Here is a 17,261-nt window from a genome sequence, read left to right as displayed (position 1 = left end):
TGACTACAAATAATTGTTTAGCTCGATTCTACAAATATACGAAATATGATTATAAAAAATTTTTGCTTATACTTTTCATAAAAAACGACAAAAAACTTTCTATAATATACAAAAATTTTGGTAGAATAAAGTATTTTATCCTACCAAAATTCAATTCAAACATGAAGTGTTCTACAAATATTACCAGATTACAATGCGGTCTTTTTTGGGTACATATAGTTTATCACCTTTTTTTATATCGAATGCATCATAAAACGCATCAATGTTTACTAGTGGTCCAAACGCGCGAAAATATCCTGGCGAATGTGGATCGGTTTTTACTTGATTTATTACAGCTTCATCGGTTGTTTTGGTACGCCAAATTGTAGCCCAAGACAAGAAAAAACGTTGTTGTTGTGTAAAACCATCAATTTTTGGCAATGTTCCTTTGTCTTTCAGATACATCATGAGTGCATCATAAGCTACAGCAGCACCGCCCAAATCGCCAATATTTTCACCTAATGTAAATTGACCGTTCACAAAGGTTCCTTTTACTGGTTCGTATTTGTCGTACTGTGCTGCCAAAGCTGCTGATGCTGCTTTGAATTTTTCTTTATCTTGCGGTGTCCACCAGTTCTCTAGATTTCCATCGCCATTGTATTTGGCACCCGAATCATCAAACCCATGAGAAATTTCGTGACCGATAACTGCTCCAATTCCTCCGAAGTTTACGGCAGGATCTGCTTTGTAATTATAAAAAGGAGATTGTAAAATGGCAGCCGGGAAGACGATTTCATTCGCAGATGGACGGAAATAGGCATTTACTGTTTGTGGAGACATTCCCCAGCGAGATTTATCTACCGGTTGGCCTACATCTTTAAGATTTTCTTGGAAAGACCATTGGCGGATAATTAAGGCGTTTTCTATCAGGCTTTTTCCTGTAATTTTCAATCCAGAATAATCTCTCCATTTGTCTGGATAGCCAATTTTTACCGTGAATTTATTTAATTTTTCTAATGCTTTTTCTTTCGTTACAGGAGACATCCATGCTAAGTTTTTGATATGCATGTCGAACGACTTAAATAGATACGATATCATTTCCTCTGCGTTGGCTTTGGCTTCAGCCGGAAAATTGTCTTTTACGTAAATTTTCCCTAATAATTCACCGACATTATTGTTTACATAAGCTAAGCCTCGTTTGTCTAATGCACGTTGTTCTTTTTGTCCGGCCAACTTTTGACCATAAAAAGAGAAGTTAAGTTTGTCTAACTCTGTGGTTGATAGTGATGAGAAACGATCCAATAATTGGAAGGTTAGATATGCTTTAATGTCGTCTAGGTTTTCTTGAGTCAACAATTGATTTAGACCTTCGAAATATTTAACCTCAGAAATAATAACTTCATCAACATTGACTCCGTAAGTTTTCATAAATTTCTCTAAGTCAACGACTTTTACTAATTTTTTTAAGTCTTTAGTTTTATAGACATTGTAGCGTTTGTCGGGGTCACGAGCTTCAACAACCGTTTTCAGGTTTTTCGCAATTTGTTTCTCAAAAGCTAAAACGCGTGGACCTTTCAGGTCTTTTGTTTTAGAACCACTGTACGGATAAAGTTGGTTGATGTAATTAATGTAATGATCTAAGGTTTCTTTGTTTCTTTCATCTTCTACTTGATAATAAGTTCTTCCCAATCCTAGACTACCTCCTGCTAAATAAACCGCATTGATAGTAGAGTTTTTCATGTCAGCAGAAGCATAAAAACTATAAAAAGGATTGAGGCCAAGTGGTGTAACTTTGGTGAGATATGCTTCTAGTTCTGCGATTGATTTTAGATTATTTATTTGCTCGATATAGGGTGCAATCGGCTGTAATCCTACTTTATTTCTTGTCTCTAAGTCGATATAACTATGATAAAGATCGGTGATTTTTTGTTCGTCAGAGCCTTGTAGATGTTTTTTTCCGTCTAAATCTTTCAACAATTGCAGCGTAACTTTGTCGGTTGACTCGCGCAATTCATCAAAACTTCCCCAACGACTACGGTCGGCTGGAATTTCGGCTTGTTTCATCCAATTTCCATTTACATAATTATAGAAATCATCTTGCGGACGAACTGAAGTGTCCATATAATCCATCCGAATAAATTGGTTTATTTCTTGCGCAGTTGCTGTAAGCGCCGTGAATAAGGCACCTCCTAACATGAGCTGTTTTTTCATAGCTTTCTTTTTTTTGATATATGATTTTGAAATTATTATACTTTTCTATCAATAATGGAAACTAATTCTAGTTGATTTTTCATCTCCTAAATAGAATCTATTTTTGCTAATATAAACAAAAAAACTCTACCTTTTGGGTAGAGTTTTTTATCGGTTATCTGGAAGCGATCTTACGCCTTCAGGATTTCATTTACTTCATCGGCTCCTCCTCCATTGTAAACATCTTCCACTCCATTTTCTTGCATAAATTGTGCAGCTGTCGCAGAACGATTTCCACTACGGCAAAAGAAAACTAGTGGTTTTGGCATTTCTTTTATCTCCTCTAGTTTCTGTGGAACTTCTCCTAACGGAATATTGATTGCTCCATCAATTACTCCGTCTGTCTCTAACTCATATGGTTCTCGGACATCGATAAGCGTGGCATTTGGATTTTTAATTGCTTCTGTTGTTGTCATTTTTATAATTTTCTTTCGTTCTTTATACCAATTAATTATTTTTCTAAACATAATTTACCAAATATAAACACGATCTTCTTTAGGAAGGTATAATTTATCTCCTTTTTTTACATTGAATGCTTCATAAAAAGCATCTATATTTACCAGTGGACCAAACGCACGGAAGTATGCCGGTGAGTGTGGATCGGTTTTTACCTGATTGATTAAGGCTTCTTCGGTTGTTTTGGTACGCCATATTGTTGCCCAAGATAAGAAAAAGCGTTGTTGTTGGGTATATCCGTCTATTTTTGGCAATGTTCCTTTATCTTTTAGATACAGCATGAGTGCATCATACGCTACCGAAGCACCTCCTAAGTCTCCTATATTTTCACCAGATGTAAATACTCCGTTTACAAAAACTCCTTTTACGGGCTCGTATTTATCATATTGCTTAGCCAATTTTTCGGTTGCTTTTGCAAATTTTGCCTCATCTTCTTCGGTCCACCAATTTACTAAGTTTCCATCACCATCAAATTTAGCTCCTGAATCATCAAAACCATGTGAAATTTCGTGACCGATAACGGCTCCAATTCCTCCAAAATTTACGGCAGGGTCTGCTTTATAATCATAGAAAGGTGGTTGTAAAATTGCAGCAGGGAAAACAATCTCATTGTTTACCGGATTGAAATAAGCATTCACAGTTTGGGGTGACATTCCCCAGCGAGATTTATCTACAGGTTTACCGAAGTCTTTTAAATTTTGCTTAAATGCCCATTCGCTAACAGCCATATTGGCTTGGATTAAACTTCCTCCATCTTCTAAAGAGGTAATATTGAGTTCTGAGTAATCTCTCCATTTGTCTGGATAGCCAATTTTTACCGTGAATTTATTTAATTTTTCTAAAGCTTTTTCTTTCGTTGTAGGCGACATCCAGTCTAAATTTTTGATGTGCATGTCGAATGATTTGAAAAGATAAGAAATCATCTCTTCTGCTTTCTCTTTTGCTTCTGGCGGGAAATTATCTTTTACATAAATTTGACCTAGTAATTCTCCAGTGGTACCATTTACATACGATAAGCCTCTTTTCTCTATGGCGCGTTGTTCTTTTTGACCAGAAAGAGTTTTACCATAGAAATTGAAATTAATTTCATCCAATTCGGTTGTGGTATACCCCGCAAAGGAATTCATCAAATGAAATTTTAGATAATCTTTGATAATCGGAAGATTTTCTTTGTTAAGGATTTTGTCTAAATTTTTATAATAATCCAATTCCCCAATCACAACTATTTCAGGATTAATCCCTAGTGATGTTACGTATTTTTCGAAATCGATATTTTTTGTGAGTTTTTTTATCTCACTCAATTTCACTGGATTGTATGATTTGTTGGGGTCACGATCTTCTTCTACAGTTTTTATATATTGAGAAATCATTTTCTCGAAAGTTACAATTTTTGACCCTGTATGATTATTGATTTTTTTACCAGTAAATGGCATTAATTGATCTATAAATTGTGCATATTTTTCGAGTGTTTCGGTATTTTTAGCATCTTCTTTTTGGTAATAGGTCTTACCTAAACCCAAGTTTACATCACCCATATAAACTGTATTTTGATGGCTGTTTTTTAGATCTGCGTACACATAAACTCCATAAAATGGATTTTCTCCTATCGGAGTGACTTCTAATAAATAATTCTGTAAATCATCTAGATTTTTTATATCGTCTATTTTTTTAAAATAATATTGCAATGGAGCTAAGCCAACTTTATTACGTACATTAAAATTGGTATATGCATTGTATAAATCAGCAATTTTTTGTTCACTACTGCCTTTGGCATGTTTAGATTTTAAAAGTTCGTGTAATAGATTCAGACTCACTTTGTCTGTATTTTCACGCAACTCATCAAAACTACCCCAACGACTCTTGTCGGCAGGGATTTGTGTTGTTTTCATCCAATTTCCATTCACATAATTATAGAAATCATCTTGCGGACGAACCGACTTATCCATATAATCTAAACGAATTGCTTGATGCGCTTCTTGCGCCATGCCAATTATAGAGGCGCAAGCAAAACTTGCCGCCATTAGTTGTTTCTTCATAATAAAAATTTTCGCTAATATAAGTTGTGTTTACTGGCTTATATGTTACAAACTTAGTGATTTTGACTAGAAAAATATTTATATAAAGTACTATATTTGGTGCGCAAACAAATTATTTTATTCATCATGCAAAATGACACAGTTCTCATTACCGGAGCTTTAGGGCAAATTGGTTCTGAATTAGCAGAAAAATTAATTTCTATCTATGGTAAAGAAAAGGTAATTGTTACCGACATTCAACCCAAACCTTCGATTGAGCAAGATTTTATATATGAAGAGTTGGATGTTCTAGATTCCGAACGCATCTACCAAATCGTAGAAAAGTACGAGGTGAAAATTGTTTACCATCTGGCCGCCTTGTTATCCGGAACTGCCGAAAAAAATCCTCTTTTTGCATGGAAACTGAATATGGATTCTTTGTTAACTTTTCTAGAATTGGCAAAAGAGAAAAAGATTAAGCAGCTATTTTGGCCTTCATCTATTGGGGTCTTTGGTCCGGATACTCCAAAAGATAATACGCCACAAAATACTGTTCATACGCCTTCTACCGTGTATGGCATTTCTAAATTATCGGGAGAGTATTGGTGTAATTATTACCACGATAAATTTGGTGTTGATGTAAGAAGTGTTCGTTTCCCGGGTCTTATCAGCTGGAAAACCTTGGCAGGTGGTGGTACAACCGATTATGCAGTGGATATTTTCTATAAAGCACTAGAAAATAATCATTATACATCTTTCTTGAATAAAGGAACTTATTTGCCTATGCTATACATGGATGACGCCATAGAAGCAATTATCCAATTGATGAATGCGCCTGCAGAGCATCTAAGTATTCGCACTTCTTATAATTTAGGTGGATTGAGTTTTGAGCCTGAAGAACTTGCCGCAGAAATTAGAAAACATTTGCCCGATTTCACGATCGATTACGAACCTGATTTTCGACAAGCGATTGCCGATTCGTGGCCTTCGAGTATTGATGATGAAGTTGCTAGAAAAGATTGGCAATATCAACCCAAATATGATCTTGATCGAATGACCGAAACGATGTTGCAACATCTAAGAATAAAATTAAATATTCGATAATAGATGAATTTCATCCTTTTAACTTTCGGAATGTTCTTTGCAGTTTTCTGTATATCAAAACACAAAAAATATGGCAAATTTCATTTCAAAGTTAAAAGGTCTTTATCAGTTAGCTTCTACAATTGATATTGAACAAGTTAATATAATCTCTCAACAAGTCGATCTTCCTAAAATGCTAAAAGCTTTGTCGAATCTCGACAAAAATAAAATGAAAGCTTTGGAAAAAATGATCGATCCTACTCGCAAGAAAAAAGAACTTCCTCCGATTGATGGCGATTTTTATGATGTGTACCACGAATTACCTCCAGAATTGCGTGTAATACAACAAAAAGTTCGAGAAGTAATGGAAACAAAAATTCAGCCTTTGGTCAATGATTATTGGTTGCGAGACGAATTCCCTTTCGAAATTATTCCTATTTTTCAAGAACTTAATATTTGTGGAGTTACCTACGAAGGCTATGGTTGTCCTAACCTTCCGTTTCTCATGGAGGGTGTAATCGCTCATGAAATGGCAAGAATAGACGCTTCTATTGCTACCTTTTTCGGTGTACAATCTGGTTTGGTTATGGGATCTATTTATCTTTGTGGATCGGATGAACAAAAAAATAAATGGTTACCAGAACTACAACAACTCAAAAAAATTGGAGCGTTTGGTCTTACTGAACCCGAAGTTGGCTCAGGAGCAGCAGGTGGCTTAACTACCACTTGTGAAAAAACTGAAAATGGCTGGCTTCTCAACGGTGAAAAAAAATGGATTGGGAATGCTCCTTTTGCAGACGTCTTCATTATTTGGGCGCGTGATATCGCCGACGATCAAGTAAAAGGATTTTTGGTAGAAAAAGATAATCCAGGTATTTCGGTAGAAAAAATTAAAGGTAAAATGGCACTTCGGATTGTACAAAACGGACAGATTACCTTGAATAACTGTTTAGTTCCAGACACCGATAAGTTAGAAAAAGCCAATACTTTTAAAGATACTGCAAATGTGTTGCGAATGACGCGTGCTGGCGTTGCTTGGATGGCTACAGGATGTGCTCGAGGCGCTTATGAAAACGCGTTGGATTATACTCGAAAAAGAGAACAGTTTGGTAAACCAATTGCTTCTTTTCAGTTGATTCAAGGGCATTTGGTCGAGATGTTATCGAATCTTACGGCAATGCAAACGATGGTTTATCGCTTATCTAAAATTCAAGATGAAGGAAAATTAAAAGACGAACATGCGTCTCTAGCAAAAGTTTTTTGTACACTTAGAACTCGAGATATCGTAGCTCATGCTCGCGAAGTGATGGGCGGAAACGGAATTTTACTCGATCACAATGTGGCTCGTTTTGTGGCCGATGCAGAGGCAATTTACTCGTACGAAGGGACCAAAGAGATTAACTCGTTGATTGTCGGACGTTCAATTACTGGATTCAGTGCTTTTGCGTAAGGTTTTGATATTCTATATATAAAAAAATAAAAGCAGTTATACTATTTAATGACTGCTTTTATTATTTTTTTATTAGGATGGAAATCTTATACGTATTGATTGATTTCGTAATGACCAATTGGATAAGTTGCGATTTGTTTTACTTTTCCTTTTTGAATGAAAAAATCTATCCTACCTAAAAACAATCCAGACCACCCAACTTGATTAACCAAAACATTTTTTCCTGCAGAATTTATAAAAACCTGAGGCTCTGGTAAGAATGTATGTGTATGCCCTCCGATTATCAGATCTATATCTTTGGTCGCTTTTGCTAAGACTACATCACTTACCTGATTGCTTTGATATTCGTACCCTAAATGAGAAAGACAAATTACCAAATCACATTTTTGTTCCTCGCGTAAAATCCGGGTCATGTCTTGCGTAATTTCTATTGGGTCTAGATAGACGGTCTCTGCATAAGCGCGAGGATCGACAAGCCCTTTGAGTCCAACTCCTAGCCCGAAAATTCCTATTTTCACACCATCTTTTATAATAATTTTGTAGGGTTTTATAAGCCCTTCTAAAATCGTATTGGTAAAATCGTAGTTGGCATTGAGAATATCAAAATTAGCATAGGGAAGTTGCTTTTTTAAACCTTCTAAGTGATTATCAAACTCATGATTACCAATTGTCCCTGCATCATAGCCCATTTTCGACATTAGTCTGAACTCTAATTCACCACCAAACATATTAAAATATGGTGTGCCCTGAAAAACATCACCTGCATCTAATAAAAGAACATTTTTCTCTTGTTTTCTGATTTGGTGCAGCAAAGTTGCCCGACGTGCAAAACCACCTTTATTCGAGTATTTCGGATCTTTCGATTCCTCGAAAGGCTCTATTCTCGAGTGTTGGTCATTCGTATGTAAAATTGTAATTTTCTTTACATTTGGCTCATTAGCAAATAAATCTACTGAAGGCACTAAAGTAAAAGCAGTAGCAGCGGCAGTTTGTAGGATAAAATCTCTTCTTTTCATTTGGCAAATATTCTTTGTTTGGTGTCTACTTGTAGTGTGTCTGTCTTTTGAAACTCTACCATCAGTAAATCGCGTAGTTTTATGTTGAGTACTTTGGCGTCGATTGCTTTGGCAAAAAAGAACATTCGATCACCACCATTGTATAAATAATCGGTCGTTGCAATGCGGTATGTTTTTTGGTCGGATATTGGTTTACCGTCTATTGTATAATCATTTGCAGATTTTATGGAAATGTTTGCGACTGGATGCCCAACGCTAAAAGTTCTCAGGTAATCCATCATTTCTCTGACCGACTGTCCGGTAAGTGTTAACAACATCAATTCGTTCTCAAATGGCATCAATTCGTACACATTTCCTACGGTCAAAGGACCTTTGTTGAAGCTCCTTCTCAACCCACCATAATTAAGGACTACCGCATCAGCTTGCAGTTTTGGCTCGTTAATAAAGTGCAGGTTGATATACTCCAACGTCATATCGGCCGTAAGGTTACACAAGGTACAATAAAACCCATCTTTGGTAAGATCAACTGGCGTGTAGGTAATCACACGATTCATCTCTGTGTCGAGTTTTTGTTTATACGGTAGAATAAAAGAGACCATTTCAGAATCCTCTTCTAGCGCTGAGTCTATTGGTGTATTAGCTAGAAAATCAAACTTTTCTTGATGCAATGTTTGAGTGGTGCAAGAAACAGTGAGGGTCATCAAACCAAACAAACCAAGAAATTTCAGTTTTTTAATAGTTACTATCATGCTTACAAAATTCTTTATTTTATTTGGGAAATACGACTAAAAATCATTATTTTTTTTAAACAAATTCTAAAGTTAAGTTTAGATTTGTGTTTACGAAAGATTATTAGGAAATTTACATAATTTAATACCAATCATGAAAAATTTAATGGGAACTGGAGTTGCTCTAATTACTCCGTTCAAAGAAGATAAAAGTATTGATTTTCCTGCCTTGGAGAAGTTAGTAGATTATACTATCGAAGGTGGAGTAGAATTTTTGGTTGTTTTAGGAACAACTGCAGAAACAGCTACGTTGACTGCAGAAGAACAAAAAGCAGTAATAGAGACTGTCATTCGAGCAAACAAACAACGAGTTGCCTTAGTTTTAGGGATTGGAGGTAATAACACTACGGCTGTTGTAGAGGCGTATAAAACAAGTGATTTAGGAGCTTTTGAAGCAGTGTTGACCGTCTCTCCTTATTACAATCGACCAAGCCAAGAAGGTATTTATCAGCATTATAAAATGATTGCATCGCAAACCGATTCTAAAATAATTTTGTATAATGTACCAAGCAGAACTGGTTCTAATATCGAAGCAGAAACAACTGTACGTTTGGCCAACGAGTTTGACAATATCATAGCAATAAAAGAAGCTTCGCCAAATTTTCTACAATCAACCGATGTCCTACGACAAAATACAAGGAGGGATTTTTTTGTTTTGTCTGGTGATGACGAATTTGCTTTACCGATGACATTGGCGGGAGGAAAAGGAGTGATTTCTGTCATAGCACAAGGAATTCCACAACAATTTTCTTCTATGATACGTTTAGGTTTAGAAAGAAAAGTAGATCAAGCCTACGAAGCACATTATAAGATGGTAGAAATTACCCGAGCAATTTTTGCAGAAGGTAATCCTGCCGGTATAAAATCAGTTTTGCATCATCAAGGAATTTGTTCTCCATATACACGATTACCACTGATGCCGGCTACAGAAAATCTATCCCAAACCATAAAAAAAATATTAAATAATATAAATTAAAAATAAGAAAAATATGATTTCACAAGTAATTCTCGATGCATTAAACAAGCAAATAAAATTAGAAGGAGATTCTTCTCAACTCTATTTGGCAATGGCTTCTTGGGCAGAAGTCAAAGGATTAGAAGGTTCTGCCAATTTTTTATATGCCCACGCTGATGAGGAAAGAATGCATATGCTGAAATTAATCAAATTTATCAACGAGCGCGGAGGTAAAGCACATGTGCCACAAATAGAAGAGCCAGACCAAAGCTTTTCAAGCCTTAAAGATGTTTTCAAGGCAATCTTGAAACACGAGATTTTTGTCTCAGAAAGCATCAACGAAATTGTCGGACTTACCCTTGATGAACGTGATTATACTACCCACAACTTCTTGCAATGGTATGTTTCTGAACAGATTGAAGAAGAACGACTTGCACGCACTATTCTCGATAAACTAGAAATGATTGGTGAAGACAAAGGAGGTCTCTATCTATTTGATCGAGATGTAGCCAATATGGATCAAGGAAAAACAGCTGAATAGCACTTGATAAAAAAAGAGAATGGTTGGATATTTTTTTCAACAAATAGTTTATTTTTAGTAAGTTTGCAGAATGTTTAAAAAAGTTAGTTTAACCTTTCTTGTGGCCACGATGCTTACTTCGTGTAATACGCAATACAACAAAGCAATGAAAAGCTCTGATAAAGACGAGATTTTTTCTATTGCTAACACATTGTTCGAGCAAGGTAAATACGATTTAGCACTTGAGCTATACAATCGAATTTCCACCTCTTTTGTCGGAACAGAAAAGGCTGCAGATATTGCCTATAATATTGCGCAAGCCAATTACAACGATGAAAACTATCGTTTATCAGGGCATTTGTTTAAGAATTTTGCTGGCACCTACCCCTTGGATCACCGTGCAGAAGATGCACTATACTTATCGGCTTTTTCTTATTACAAAGATTCTCCGCGTTACAATCTCGATCAGACCAGTACATATAATGCGATTGATGAAATGCAAAACTTCATCAATACCTATCCAGAGTCTGAGCACGTAGCCCAAGCCAATGAATATATTGACGAACTTCGAGGTAAATTAGAGAAAAAAGCATTCGAAATAGCCCGTGTGTATTATAAAACAATGAAATACAAAGCAGCGGGAGTTGCTTTTGATAATATGGTAGACGATTTTCCGGATTCCAAATACAGAGAAGAAGCCATGCTCTATTCTCTTCGTTCGAAAGCCGAATTAGCGATGAATTTTAGCCGATTAGAGCATAAAGAACTTCGTCTACAAGAAGCACTCACCCAATATAAATTATTTTCGCGTTTATATCCAGAATCTAGCTTCAAAAGCGAAGCTGAAAAAATCAATACAAGCCTAGCCAAAGCTATCAACGATTTTGATAAAGTGAAAGCACAAATCGATATGCATAAAGAAGCACAAAAAGCTAAAGATAGAAACGTACAATATAACTTAGATAATCAAACTGTAAATTAAACGAAATTATTATGAACTTTAAAGATATAGATGCTGCAACAACAACTGTAACCTACAACCGAAACAAAATAGAGGCCAAAACTGGCAACATCTACGAAGCTATCGTAATCATGGGAAAACGTTCAGAGCAAATCAATCAAGAGATGAAGCAAGAACTTATCCAGAAATTAGATGATTTTGCCTCTCACACTGATTCTTTAGAGGAAGTTTTCGAAAATAGGGAACAAATAGAAGTATCAAAATTCTATGAGCGCTTACCAAAGCCTACTTCTATCGCAATCAAAGAATGGATAGATAATGATATTTATTTCAGAAATCCAAACGAGGATTAATGTCTAGACTGAAGAATAAAAATATACTTGTGGCAGTAACTGCCGGAATAGCGGCCTACAAGGTCGCTATTTTAGTTAGATTGCTCGTCAAGCAGGAAGCTCAGGTAAAAGTGATAATGACGCCTGATGCACGAAGTTTTGTTACACCTCTCACCCTTTCTACCCTTTCTAAAAATTCAGTAGAATGGAAGTTTTTTAGCGAAAATGGTGATTGGAATAACCATGTAGAATTTGCTCTTTGGGCCGATTATATGATCATTGCGCCATGTACCGCGAATACGCTTTCTGCGATGGCAAATGGCACATGTAACAACCTTGTGCTTGCAACATATTTATCGGCAAAATGTCCTGTGATTATTGCGCCAGCTATGGATTTGGATATGTATCAACATCCAACTACTAAGTCGAATTTAGAAATTCTTGAGAAAAATAATGTTCACATAATTCCATCAGAAAGCGGTGAGTTGGCAAGTGGTTTAGTTGGCGAAGGCCGAATGGCAGAACCTGAACATATAGTCGATTTTTTGGATAAACTTATCGAAAAAGATTTACCCCTTTTTGGGAAACATGTTTTGATTTCTGCAGGTCCGACATATGAAAATATTGATCCGGTTCGATTCATCGGAAATTATTCTTCGGGCAAAATGGGTTATTCGCTGGCTGAAGCTTCTTATTTACTTGGTGCTAAAGTAACCTTGGTCTCAGGTCCAAGTGCCGAAAAAGTTTCTCATAAGGAAATTACTGTCCAAAAAATTACTTCTGCGCAAGATATGTATACTGCGATGCACAACAATTTTCTAGAGGCAGATATTACCATAATGGCAGCTGCTGTAGCAGATTATCGTCCTAAAGAAATAGCCGAACAAAAAATAAAAAAAGACGACGATACAATGATTATCGAGTTGGTGAAAAATCCTGATATTCTGAAATCACTAGGCGAAATCAAAACTCCAGATCAAATATTGGTAGGATTTGCATTGGAAACCAATAATGAAATTGCTTTTGCAGAAAAAAAATTGAAAAAGAAAAACCTAGATTTCATTGTACTCAATTCGATGAGAGACAAAGAAGCTGGTTTCCAGAAAGACACCAATAAGATTACTATCTTAGATCGAAATGGTAAACAAAAAAGCTTCGAAACAAAATCGAAAAAAGAAGTTGCCTTCGATATTTTATCCTATCTTATCACCCAAAAATTATCATGATGAATAAGTTGCTTTCAATAATTTGTTTTGTTTTTGTGTCTACTTTTAGTTGGGCGCAAACCTTCGTAGCAGATGTCAATATAGATTATTCGCAAGTGCAGGGCTCGAACACACAGGTGTATCAAACTTTACAAAGATCTTTAAAAGATTTTATTAATAATACGAATTGGACCACTACCCGATTGAAACCGCACGAAAGAATCGAAGCAAATTTCAATATCATCATCATCAACAAAACCGGTAACGAGTACAAAGCTTCACTTCTCGTTCAATCGAGAAGACCGGTTTTCAACTCCACCTATTATACACCGATGCTGAACCTAGCTGATAATAACTTTACTTTTGAATATTCTGAAAATGAACAATTGATTTTCAACGATCGGAAGTTTAGCAATAAAAATCTTACCGATGTAGTGGCATTTTACATCTACATGATTTTAGGTTATGATGCAGATTCTTTTGCCAGAAATGGCGGAACAGAATATTACAAAACCGCACAAAAAATAGCACAATTAGGGCAAGGTACCAAGTTCAGTGGTTGGAGCGATTTGGATGGCTTACAGGCGAGAAGCCTATTGGCGAGTAATTTCCTGAAAAGTGATGCCAATAACTTGCGGACAACTATTTATCAGTACCACAGAAGTGGCTTAGATTTAATGGCAGAAAGCGATATGCGAGCAAAAAACAACTTAGGAAACGCACTGTTACAATTGGATTTTTATGCAAAAGGTAATTATCAACAGTTTTATCCTGTAGATTTATTTATTTCGGCAAAAAAAGATGAAATCACAAAAATTTTTGGTGGAGGCCCTGTTTCTACGGTGAATCTTCCTCAATTGAAAGAAATATTAAACACGCTTTCTCCGAAAAATAGAGAAACCTGGAACAACCTGAAAAAATAAGATGTTACAAAGTTTACGTGTCACAAATTTTGCAATCATAGACGAACTCGAGGTTGAGTTTGAAAAAGGTTTAACGACCATTACCGGTGAAACGGGTGCTGGTAAATCGATTTTAATAGGTGCTCTTAAATTGGTTTTAGGAGAAAGAGCCGATATGAAACTACTCAAAAATCAAGAAAATAAGGGAATTATTGAAGCAATTTTTCAGATAAAAGACTTGGGTCTCCAAACATTTTTTTCTGAACATGAACTGGATTACGATCAAGAAACCATCATCCGTAGAGAGTTATTGCCCTCTGGTAAATCTCGTGCTTTTATAAATGACACTCCAGTCAACATCAATCTATTACAAAAGTTATCTGAACAATTAATTGACATTCATTCTCAGTTCAACACAGCAAAAATTATTGAGAATAATTATCAACTTCATGTCTTGGATGCGTATGCACAAGATCAGCTAGATATCCAATCCTACCAAAAAGAGTTTACCTCCTATAGCTTATTGCAAAATGAGGTTGAGCTATTGAAAACTCAGCGGCAAGAGATGGCAAACAACCACGATTATAATGCGTATTTGCTAGAAGAGCTTACGAAAGCAGAACTGAAAAAACATGAGCTAGAATGCTTAGAAGAAGAAGCTAAAACATTGAGCCATGCAGAAGATATTCTCGCCAATTTAGCAGAAACTTCACACCTTTTTCAAGATGAAGAATTTGGGCTATTGACTGTTTTACGAGAAGTTGAACAAAGACTAAATAAAATAAGTAGTTTTTCTGAAAACTTATCTACGCTATACAACCGACTGCTTACAGCAAGGATAGAGTTGGAAGATGTGCAACAAGATTTGGAAGGTGAGCTGAGTAGTTTTGAAGCAAATCCTGAGCGATTGATCGAAATTAATGAACGATTGGATTTATTGCATAATTTATTACGAAAACATCAAGCACAAACAATCGAGGAGCTTTTGGAGATCGAAGAAAAATTAGCAGAACAAAATTTTGGATTAGAAAATATAGAAGAAACGATTGCTAGAAAAGAGAAAGACCTTGTAAAGCTTGAAAATTTATTAGAGCAAAAGTCGCTAAAACTTCATAAAACAAGAGAACAATCGATACCGAAAGTGGAGAAATATTTAATGCAAACATTACAACAGTTAGGAATGCCGAATGCTGTTTTATCGATTCGTTTACAAACTTTACCGCGTTTTACATCGACTGGTAAAAGTAAAGTAGAATTCCTTTTTAGTGCCAACAAAGGTTCAGAACCAAAAAATATTGAAAAAGCAGTTTCTGGTGGAGAAAGATCTCGTTTGATGCTGGCAATCAAAAAGCTGTTAGCAGAACACCTTCAACTACCTACACTGGTTTTGGACGAAATTGATACAGGTATTTCTGGTAAAATAGCCAATGATACAGGATTGGTTATGAAAGAAATGGCCAAAAATATGCAGCTTTTCGTAATTACGCATTTGCCACAAGTAGCCTCTAAAGGAAATAATCAGTATAAGGTTTATAAGACAATAGACAAAAATTCTGCCTCTACAAAGATAAAAAAACTTGATCACCAAGAGCGTCTAAATGAAATTGCCCAAATGATCTCTGGATCATCGGTTACAGATTCTGCATTGGAACAGGCCAAAGCATTAATGCAATAAAAATAATGTATAAAATACACCCATTACCCAATAAAAAAAAAATAGCCTTACCCGAAAAATTTACATTTCCGTTCTACTACGATCCACACCCTTTGGCGATTGAAGCTTCGGAGATTCTACAAAACTATCTAAAAACAACCACAGATTTTGATCATAATTTTGGGTTAGATAATAATCGAAAAGATATAGAAATTGGTAAAATGTTTGGTGTTTTGGTTGTGAAAACAAAAGAGAACACACTAGGCTTTTTAGCCGCTTTTTCTGGGAAATTAGCCAATAAAAATCATTGGGATTATTTCGTTCCTCCCATTTTTGATATGTTGAAAAAAGACAGTTACTTTCATCAGAAAGAAGAAATTCTCAATGATTTGAATAATTCAATTAACACTTTAGAAAACCAAAGTTATTTTATTGATTTACAAAACGATCTAACCAAATACCAACTAGATTATCAAAAGAAAATTACTGATCAGAAGCAAAAAATGAAGCGACAGAAATCTCAACGAGATATGCTTCGCAGAAAGTTAAAAGAGAAGCTTTCTCCTGAGGAGTTTGAGAATGAAAATGCTATCCTAATAAACGAAAGTTTGGCGGAAAAAAGAACTTTACGAGATTTGAAGGAAAAGCAAAATCTTACTTTAAAAAAAATAGAAAACCAACTATCAGAATATAAAAAGAAGATAGAAGACTTAAAATGTAAACGAAAAAGAATATCCAATCATTTACAAACGTATTTATTTCAGCAATATCAATTTTTGAATCAAGACAAAAAATCGAAAAATTTATTGGCAATATTCGGTAAAAATCCGCCTGCTGCAGCCGGAGAATGTGCAGCGCCAAAACTATTGCAATATGCATTTTTACATGATTTACTACCTATATGCATGGCGGAATTTTGGTGGGGAGCTTCGCCAAAATCGGCCGTAAGAAAACATGCGCAATATTACCCTGCATGTACGCAAAAATGTCAACCAATTTTAGGACACATGCTAAGCGCAACACTTGTTGATGATAACCCATTGTTGATAGATACAAATAAAGATAAAGAAATTGAGTTTTTGTATGAAGATGATGCGATTATTGTCATCAATAAACCCGAGAATTTTCTTTCTGTACCAGGGATTCAAGTAAAAGATTCTGTACAAACTAGATTACAACAGCAATATCCTCATATTTCATCACCGATGATTGTACATCGATTAGATATGCAAACTTCTGGCTTAATGGTTATTGCAAAATCTAAAATAGCCCATGAGAAATTACAGAAACAATTTCTGAAAAAGAAAGTAAAAAAACGATACGTTGCTTTATTAGAGGGTGAAGTAAATAAATATTCGGGTGAAATTAACTTGCCTTTGAGAGTAGATTTAGAAGATCGTCCTCGTCAATTAGTTTGTTATCAATATGGTAAAAATGCTAAAACTCTTTACCAAGTAGAATCAATTTCAAATGGTATTACAAGAATATTTTTTTATCCTATAACAGGAAGAACTCACCAATTGCGTGTACATGCTGCTCATTCTTTGGGACTTGATTCGCCAATTTTAGGAGACGATCTATATGGACAAAAAGCTTCTCGGTTATTTTTACATGCCGAATGCTTAGAGTTTTTTCATCCAATATCAAATAAAAAACTTACATTTATCAAAGACCCAAATTTCTAATTTTATTCTA

Annotated in this window: 15 protein-coding genes; 10 read left to right on the top strand and 5 right to left on the bottom strand. The window is 35.4% G+C overall.

Annotated features, from left to right (window positions below; translation table 11 throughout):
- Window positions 1-180: 180 nt before the first annotated feature.
- The 3 genes from HMPREF2660_RS07130 to HMPREF2660_RS07120 form a co-directional block, all read right to left on the bottom strand.
- Window positions 181-2,190, bottom strand: a complete 2,010-nt coding sequence (locus HMPREF2660_RS07130; protein WP_070486357.1) for a M13 family metallopeptidase — start codon at window positions 2,188-2,190, stop codon at window positions 181-183.
- Window positions 2,191-2,360: 170 nt separating this feature from the next.
- The gene (locus HMPREF2660_RS07125) at window positions 2,361-2,645 is read right to left on the bottom strand and encodes a rhodanese-like domain-containing protein (protein WP_013599082.1); all 285 of its coding nucleotides are present in this window, start codon (window positions 2,643-2,645) and stop codon (window positions 2,361-2,363) included.
- Window positions 2,646-2,699: 54 nt separating this feature from the next.
- On the bottom strand, window positions 2,700-4,721 hold the full coding sequence (locus HMPREF2660_RS07120) for a M13 family metallopeptidase (RefSeq protein ID WP_070486355.1): 2,022 nt from the start codon (window positions 4,719-4,721) through the stop codon (window positions 2,700-2,702).
- 126 nt (window positions 4,722-4,847) lie between these two features.
- Between HMPREF2660_RS07120 and HMPREF2660_RS07115 the strand changes: the two genes are divergently transcribed.
- Both HMPREF2660_RS07115 and HMPREF2660_RS07110 read left to right on the top strand, forming a co-directional pair.
- Window positions 4,848-5,804 carry an NAD-dependent epimerase/dehydratase family protein gene (locus HMPREF2660_RS07115; RefSeq protein WP_041942175.1) on the top strand — a complete coding sequence of 319 codons (957 nt, stop codon included), beginning with the start codon at window positions 4,848-4,850 and terminating at the stop codon, window positions 5,802-5,804.
- Window positions 5,805-5,874: 70 nt separating this feature from the next.
- A complete protein-coding gene (locus HMPREF2660_RS07110; RefSeq protein ID WP_070486353.1) occupies window positions 5,875-7,233 on the top strand; it encodes an acyl-CoA dehydrogenase family protein in 1,359 nt (452 codons plus the stop codon).
- A gap of 86 nt (window positions 7,234-7,319) precedes the next feature.
- On the opposite strand, the gene HMPREF2660_RS07105 is transcribed toward HMPREF2660_RS07110, so the two are convergent.
- Together HMPREF2660_RS07105 and HMPREF2660_RS07100 are read right to left on the bottom strand one after the other, a co-directional pair.
- Entirely contained in the window at window positions 7,320-8,249 is a 930-nt protein-coding gene (locus tag HMPREF2660_RS07105) for a bifunctional metallophosphatase/5'-nucleotidase (protein ID WP_013599078.1), read from the bottom strand.
- Window positions 8,246-8,998, bottom strand: a complete 753-nt coding sequence (locus tag HMPREF2660_RS07100; RefSeq protein ID WP_013599077.1) for a 5'-nucleotidase C-terminal domain-containing protein — start codon at window positions 8,996-8,998, stop codon at window positions 8,246-8,248. Before HMPREF2660_RS07100 ends, HMPREF2660_RS07105 begins: the two co-directional genes overlap by 4 nt.
- A gap of 133 nt (window positions 8,999-9,131) precedes the next feature.
- Here HMPREF2660_RS07100 and dapA point away from each other — a divergent pair, with 133 nt between their 5' ends.
- The 8 genes from dapA to HMPREF2660_RS07060 all read left to right on the top strand — a co-directional run bounded on the left by dapA (window position 9,132) and on the right by HMPREF2660_RS07060 (window position 17,251).
- Entirely contained in the window at window positions 9,132-10,013 is an 882-nt protein-coding gene (gene dapA, locus HMPREF2660_RS07095) for a 4-hydroxy-tetrahydrodipicolinate synthase (protein WP_041942174.1), read from the top strand.
- 13 nt (window positions 10,014-10,026) lie between these two features.
- Complete coding sequence (locus HMPREF2660_RS07090) at window positions 10,027-10,533, top strand: ferritin (RefSeq protein ID WP_013599075.1); 507 nt, start codon at window positions 10,027-10,029, stop codon at window positions 10,531-10,533.
- Between the two features lie 70 nt (window positions 10,534-10,603).
- Window positions 10,604-11,494: an outer membrane protein assembly factor BamD gene (locus HMPREF2660_RS07085; RefSeq protein WP_070486351.1), complete on the top strand. Its 891-nt coding sequence runs from the start codon at window positions 10,604-10,606 to the stop codon at window positions 11,492-11,494.
- Between the two features lie 11 nt (window positions 11,495-11,505).
- Window positions 11,506-11,826: a DNA-directed RNA polymerase subunit omega gene (locus HMPREF2660_RS07080; protein WP_013599073.1), complete on the top strand. Its 321-nt coding sequence runs from the start codon at window positions 11,506-11,508 to the stop codon at window positions 11,824-11,826.
- Window positions 11,826-13,031, top strand: coding sequence for a bifunctional phosphopantothenoylcysteine decarboxylase/phosphopantothenate--cysteine ligase CoaBC (coaBC, locus tag HMPREF2660_RS07075; protein ID WP_070486349.1), 1,206 nt, complete (start codon window positions 11,826-11,828; stop codon window positions 13,029-13,031). The genes HMPREF2660_RS07080 and coaBC overlap by 1 nt, the downstream gene beginning before the upstream one ends.
- On the top strand, window positions 13,028-13,933 hold the full coding sequence (locus tag HMPREF2660_RS07070; RefSeq protein WP_013599071.1) for a type IX secretion system protein PorD: 906 nt from the start codon (window positions 13,028-13,030) through the stop codon (window positions 13,931-13,933). The genes coaBC and HMPREF2660_RS07070 overlap by 4 nt, the downstream gene beginning before the upstream one ends.
- Before the next feature lies 1 nt (window position 13,934).
- Window positions 13,935-15,587 (top strand): DNA repair protein RecN, encoded by a 1,653-nt coding sequence (gene recN / locus HMPREF2660_RS07065; protein WP_070486347.1) that lies wholly within the window; start codon window positions 13,935-13,937, stop codon window positions 15,585-15,587.
- Between the two features lie 5 nt (window positions 15,588-15,592).
- Entirely contained in the window at window positions 15,593-17,251 is a 1,659-nt protein-coding gene (locus HMPREF2660_RS07060; RefSeq protein WP_070486345.1) for an RluA family pseudouridine synthase, read from the top strand.
- Window positions 17,252-17,261 lie beyond the last annotated feature (10 nt).

Source organism: Weeksella sp. HMSC059D05, from assembly GCF_001809725.1.
Taxonomy (GTDB): domain Bacteria; phylum Bacteroidota; class Bacteroidia; order Flavobacteriales; family Weeksellaceae; genus Weeksella; species Weeksella virosa.
This window is presented reverse-complemented; position numbering and strand designations above follow the sequence as displayed.

Bases quoted from the DNA above. Each gene is read 5' to 3' on its own strand.
- HMPREF2660_RS07105 (WP_013599078.1), bottom strand. From the start codon at position 8,249: ATGAAAAGAAGAGATTTTATCCTACAAACTGCCGCTGCTACTGCTTTT.
- HMPREF2660_RS07070 (WP_013599071.1), top strand. From the start codon at position 13,028: ATGATGAATAAGTTGCTTTCAATAATTTGTTTTGTTTTTGTGTCTACT.
- recN (WP_070486347.1), top strand. From the start codon at position 13,935: ATGTTACAAAGTTTACGTGTCACAAATTTTGCAATCATAGACGAACTC.
- HMPREF2660_RS07090 (WP_013599075.1), top strand. From the start codon at position 10,027: ATGATTTCACAAGTAATTCTCGATGCATTAAACAAGCAAATAAAATTA.
- HMPREF2660_RS07115 (WP_041942175.1), top strand. From the start codon at position 4,848: ATGCAAAATGACACAGTTCTCATTACCGGAGCTTTAGGGCAAATTGGT.
- HMPREF2660_RS07080 (WP_013599073.1), top strand. From the start codon at position 11,506: ATGAACTTTAAAGATATAGATGCTGCAACAACAACTGTAACCTACAAC.
- HMPREF2660_RS07100 (WP_013599077.1), bottom strand. From the start codon at position 8,998: ATGATAGTAACTATTAAAAAACTGAAATTTCTTGGTTTGTTTGGTTTG.
- HMPREF2660_RS07110 (WP_070486353.1), top strand. From the start codon at position 5,875: ATGGCAAATTTCATTTCAAAGTTAAAAGGTCTTTATCAGTTAGCTTCT.
- HMPREF2660_RS07130 (WP_070486357.1), bottom strand. From the start codon at position 2,190: ATGAAAAAACAGCTCATGTTAGGAGGTGCCTTATTCACGGCGCTTACA.
- HMPREF2660_RS07085 (WP_070486351.1), top strand. From the start codon at position 10,604: ATGTTTAAAAAAGTTAGTTTAACCTTTCTTGTGGCCACGATGCTTACT.
- coaBC (WP_070486349.1), top strand. From the start codon at position 11,826: ATGTCTAGACTGAAGAATAAAAATATACTTGTGGCAGTAACTGCCGGA.
- dapA (WP_041942174.1), top strand. From the start codon at position 9,132: ATGAAAAATTTAATGGGAACTGGAGTTGCTCTAATTACTCCGTTCAAA.
- HMPREF2660_RS07060 (WP_070486345.1), top strand. From the start codon at position 15,593: ATGTATAAAATACACCCATTACCCAATAAAAAAAAAATAGCCTTACCC.
- HMPREF2660_RS07120 (WP_070486355.1), bottom strand. From the start codon at position 4,721: ATGAAGAAACAACTAATGGCGGCAAGTTTTGCTTGCGCCTCTATAATT.
- HMPREF2660_RS07125 (WP_013599082.1), bottom strand. From the start codon at position 2,645: ATGACAACAACAGAAGCAATTAAAAATCCAAATGCCACGCTTATCGAT.